4 protein-coding genes are annotated in these 4,856 nt (G+C 59.7%); 2 read left to right on the top strand and 2 right to left on the bottom strand.

The genetic code is table 11. The annotated features are described in order from the left end of the window. Positions 1-1,016, bottom strand: a 1,016-nt coding sequence (gene moaA, locus JNM42_RS14230; RefSeq protein WP_366504453.1) for a GTP 3',8-cyclase MoaA, incomplete at its 3' end; no start/stop codon positions are given. A gap of 257 nt (positions 1,017-1,273) precedes the next feature. On the opposite strand from moaA, the gene JNM42_RS14235 reads away from it, so the two are divergent. Then, positions 1,274-2,434 (top strand): benzoate/H(+) symporter BenE family transporter, encoded by a 1,161-nt coding sequence (locus tag JNM42_RS14235; RefSeq protein ID WP_294271345.1) that lies wholly within the window; start codon positions 1,274-1,276, stop codon positions 2,432-2,434. A gap of 23 nt (positions 2,435-2,457) precedes the next feature. Here JNM42_RS14235 and JNM42_RS14240 read toward each other — a convergent pair whose 3' ends face one another. Further along, positions 2,458-3,282: an alpha/beta hydrolase gene (locus JNM42_RS14240; RefSeq protein WP_294271350.1), complete on the bottom strand. Its 825-nt coding sequence runs from the start codon at positions 3,280-3,282 to the stop codon at positions 2,458-2,460. A gap of 252 nt (positions 3,283-3,534) precedes the next feature. On the opposite strand from JNM42_RS14240, the gene pssA reads away from it, so the two are divergent. Beyond that, the coding region (gene pssA / locus JNM42_RS14245) for a CDP-diacylglycerol--serine O-phosphatidyltransferase (RefSeq protein WP_294271356.1) at positions 3,535-4,856 on the top strand (1,322 nt) is incomplete at its 3' end.

The raw sequence follows: 4,856 nt of genomic DNA on the forward strand, positions 1-4,856 counted from the left end.
CACCCCCCAATGTACGACATCTCAATCTTACGCCGTGGATCTTCTGTTGCCGCATGGCGCAATTGCGAGTAGCGGTCGGCACGCTGTTCCCATGTATAGGCGATCAGGCGGCTCAGGGCTTCATCGTTAGCGTTGTGCCGCAGCGGGTCGCGCAGATCGACGCCCTCCGAGGCAAACAGGCAGGTATAAAGCTTGCCGTCGGTGGATAGTCTGATCCGGCTGCATTCATGACAGAAGGCCTGCGTCACCGAGGCGATCACACCGATCTCGCCGCCTCCATCGGCGAATGACCAGCGCTTTGCCACTTCGCCGCGGTAATTGGGGTCAATTGCTTGCAGAGGATAGAGGGGCTTGATCGTTTCCAGTATTTCGTTCGCCGTCACCACATCGTCCATGCGCCAGCCATTGCTCGAACCGACATCCATGAATTCGATGAAGCGCAAAATAATGCCCGTGTTGCGAAAGTGGCTGACCAGCGGGATGATTTCGTGCTCATTCACCCCGCGTTTGACCACCATATTGACCTTGATCGGGGTCAGCCCGACGCGCTGCGCTGCCGCGATACCTTCGAGTACGGTGGCTACCGAGGCCTGCGAATCGCTCATGCGCTGAAAGGTTTCCTCGCTCAGGCCATCGAGACTGACGGTCAGACGCGTCAGACCCGCCTCCTTCAAGGCCTGTGCCTTCCGGGACAGGAGCAGTCCATTGGTGGTCAGGGCAATTTCGATGGGCTGGTTTTCCCTGCTGCGCAGCCCGGCCAGCGCCCCGACCAGGTGTTCGACGCCGTGTCGCAGCAGCGGCTCGCCGCCGGTCAGACGAATCTTATGCACACCGAGTTGCACAAAAACGCCGGCGAGTCGCACGATCTCTTCAAAGCTGAGCAACTCGGCGCGCGGCAGAAAAACAAAATCCTTGCCGAAAATTTCGCGCGGCATGCAGTAGCTACAACGCAGATTGCAGCGGTCGGTGACCGATATGCGCAGGTCGCGCAGAGGCCGCTGCAGGGTATCGGCGATGAACGGCTCTGCTCTGTTGTCATTGATCACGTTGAAGTCCCGTTCAGCCGGCGCGAGTTTGATAAACCCTGGGTAGAACGGTTCATTGTAGCAAGGCAGCGACGATCCATTTCTGATCCTGATCAAAAATTGACGATGAATAGCACGGGTCGCGGACCACAGGCTTTGTGTGCGTCACGCTTAACTCGATGCGTTGGCGGGTGTTACGATGCGTGCGCTTGAGCGCTCCTCATCAAATTACAACACACGAGTCAGACATGGGTCGGTTTTTCAGTCTTGCACCGCTTTCCGCCGGTTTCATCGCGGTTCTGGTCGGCTACACGAGTTCTGCGGCGATTGTTTTTCAGGCCGCCACCGCGGCCGGCGCCAGTGCCGCGCACATCAGTTCCTGGTTGTTGGCCCTGGGTCTGGGCATGGGCGTGACCTGCATTGGCCTCTCGCTGTTTTATCGCAGCCCGGTTTTAACCGCCTGGTCAACGCCGGGTGCGGCGCTGCTGGCTACGGCACTGCCGGGAATTCCGATGAGCGAGGCCATTGGCGTCTTTCTCTTCGCTTCGGCTTTGCTCACGCTCTGCGGCGTCAGCGGCTGGGTCGAATCGATCATGAAACATGTTCCCAAGGCGCTGGCCGCAGCCATGCTGGCGGGGGTATTGCTGCGCTTCGGCATTGAGGTATTCGTCGCCCTGCGTTCCCAGCTCGGGCTGGTCGCTTTGATGCTCGCGATTTACTTCGCCGGCCGACGCTTCAATTCCCGCTATACGATTCCGCTGACTTTTATGGGCGGGCTGGCGTGGGCGGCGCAGGCTGGTCTGATCCGCTTCGAGGCCGTGTCGCTGACGCTGGCGCAGCCGATTTTTACCGCACCGACAATCACCCTGTCGACGGCCTTTGGCATCGGGATTCCCCTGTTCATCGTCACCATGGCGTCGCAGAATGTTCCGGGAATCGCTGTCCTGCGCGCCAACGGATACCAGACGCCAGCCTCGCCGCTGATCGGCTGGACCGGGTTTACCGGTTTGTTGCTGGCGCCCTTTGGTGGATTTTCATTCAATCTGGCGGCCATCACGGCGGCGATCTGCATGAGCCCGGAGGCCGACAGGGATCCGCAACGCCGATATCTTGCGGCGGTCTGGGCCGGAATTTTCTACCTGATGACCGGAGTGCTCGGCGCGACCGTGGCCAGCGTATTCAGCGCGTTACCGAAGGAACTGGTGGCGGCCATTGCCGGAATCGCGCTGCTTGGAACGATCGGCAACAGTCTGCACGGCGCACGGCGCGAAGAAGGGGAACGCGATGCGGCGCTGATCACCTTCCTGGTCACTGCCTCGGGTCTGACCCTGGTCGGTATCGGCAGCGCTTTCTGGGGTTTGCTGTTCGGCCTGGTGGTACTGAAGATCAGCCCGCGTCAGCAGGCCTGATCGCTTGATTGCCACGCACGGGCTCAGGCTGCAACGCCGGTCATGACCTTGGAACCGATCCACCCGTCGATCTTCTGCGCAACACTTTCCCACTGCGGGTCGAGCATCAGCATGTGTCCTGAACGCGGGATAACGCAGGTTTCGGCATTCCAGCCGCTGGCCGTCATGTACAGCCGGTTGGCCGCAAACATCGCATCGTGCTCGCCGCCGATGACCAGCGCGGGAATTCGTGGTCGCTTGACGGGCATGCGCAAGGCCAGCGCCATCATTTCGGTTAGCGCGCGCATCGACTCTTCCTGCACCATGGGATGAAAAACGGAAAATATATGGGCAAATTCCTCGGGGCTAACGTCCGGCGAGAAATACGCCTCGCGCATCACCCGGATCGTGTTGTCGGTATATTCGCCGCGCACGGCGCGTTCGGCTTCATCAATAAAATCAGGGATGCGAACCGCCAGTTGCACGCCTGATGCCGCGAGACCGGTCGGCGGCACCGGCGCCAGCATCACCACCCCCTTTGCCAGCGATTTTTCGAGATAGCGCTGCACCACGATTCCCCCCATCGAATGCCCGATCAACACCGGCGCACTACTCAGGCCGGCAACGACCTGCCCGACATCGTCAGCGTAATCGTCGATCCCGAAACTGTTCAGGTCTTCAATTCCCTCGCTCTTGCCGTGCCCCGACAGATCGACTGCGTGACAGTTGTAACCGCGCTTCTGAAAGAAGGGCAGAAAGTTGACATCCCAGCACCCGGAATGTGTATAGCCGCCGTGCACAAAAACGAGCGGTGGATAGCCTTTATCCACCCGCGCCGGACGAACTAATGTGAACAGTTGGCGAGGCATTCGGAAAAACTCCTGTAATTGGACGGGTCAGAGAGGATAGGTCAAAAACCGGGGTACGACAATACTAACCGGGCAAAAGCGCACGGTAAATTTGTTCTGGCGCTAACTCGTCATTCCGGGCTTGACCTGGAATCCAGTTCGTTTATCAAACCGTTCTTTTAACATCTTGATCAGATGGACGTATCTGGATTCCGGCGTTCGCCGGAATGACTTTGGATTGTCATTTTGCGTCTGCCGGTATAATGCCGAGCTGTGAAACAATCCCAGGCCAACCTTCCCAGGACGTCCGGCTTCGCTTCGGCGTGGCAACGCTGGCGTGAACGCGCCAACGGCGGACCTTCGCTGGACGGCCTGCCTTGTATCCCGGTAGCCGCAAAACAGGTACAGGCGCTAAGCAGCCCGGAAGCGTTTCGTGAAACCCTGCTGGCGCAGATCGCTCTGGCCAGACAGCGCATTCTGATGGCCACGCTGTACCTGCAGGATGACGAGGCGGGCAGGGAAGTGCTGTCCGCCCTCTACGCGGCGAAGAAAGCGCAGCCGCAACTGGAGATTGCCGTCTTTGTCGACTGGCACCGGGCACAGCGCGGCCTCATCGGCAAGACCCGATCCGCCGGCAACGCGGCATTGTACAAGGACATGGCGCGCCGGCTCGGGCCGGGCATCGCGATCTATGGCGTCCCGGTGCAGCGGCGGGAATTCATGGGAGTCATGCATCTCAAGGGTTTTATCATTGACGAGTACGTTCTCTACAGCGGCGCCAGCCTCAACGACGTTTATCTGCATCGGCAACAGCGCTATCGCCTGGATCGCTACCATCTGATCCATAACCGTACACTCGCTGACAGCATGGCCGATCTGCTGACCGGGGTCTTGCGCGGCAACCCGGCGGTGCATCCTCTCGACTCCGGCAAGGCCCCAAAAACCGTTGCCCTGCTGGGTGCCATCGTCAAATTACGCCGTCTGCTGGCCAAAACCCGCTATCACTTCGCGCACGGAAAGCTCAAACAGGGCGAGGTCGGCATCACGCCGCTGCTCGGCCTCGGCGTTCGCGACAACGAACTCAATCTGACGATCCTGCAGTTGATCCTGCAAGCACAACAGCGCCTGGTGCTGTTCACCCCCTACTTCAACCTCCCCGGACCGGTCCGCAGAGCCCTCGACAGCAAGATCCGCTCCGGATGCCGTGTGACCATCGTGCTCGGCGACAAGACGGCCAACGATTTTTACATCCCGCCCGATGAGCCCTTCAAGACCATCGGCGCACTGCCCTACCTTTACGAATCCAACCTGCGCCGCTACTGCAAGGCGCACCAGAGGGCCATCGACGCCGGTCTGCTCAACGTGCATCTGTGGCGCGACGAAGACAACACCTTTCATCTCAAGGGTCTGCTGGTCGATGATAACTACGCCTTGTTGACCGGCAACAATCTCAACCCGCGCGCCTGGCGGCTCGATCTGGAAAACGGGCTGGTGATTCACGACCCGCAAAAACTGCTGCTCGACCAGCATCTGGCCGAGCTGGAGAGAATCCTGGCGCACACGCGACGACTGGATAATCATCAGGCGATCGACGC

The organism is Propionivibrio sp. (assembly GCF_016790145.1).
Taxonomy (GTDB): domain Bacteria; phylum Pseudomonadota; class Gammaproteobacteria; order Burkholderiales; family Rhodocyclaceae; genus Propionivibrio.

What these genes read in the sequence shown, in the direction of transcription:
- JNM42_RS14235 (WP_294271345.1), top strand. Translation starts at nt 1,274, where the DNA reads ATGGGTCGGTTTTTCAGTCTTGCACCGCTTTCCGCCGGTTTCATCGCG.
- JNM42_RS14240 (WP_294271350.1), bottom strand. Translation starts at nt 3,282, where the DNA reads ATGCCTCGCCAACTGTTCACATTAGTTCGTCCGGCGCGGGTGGATAAA.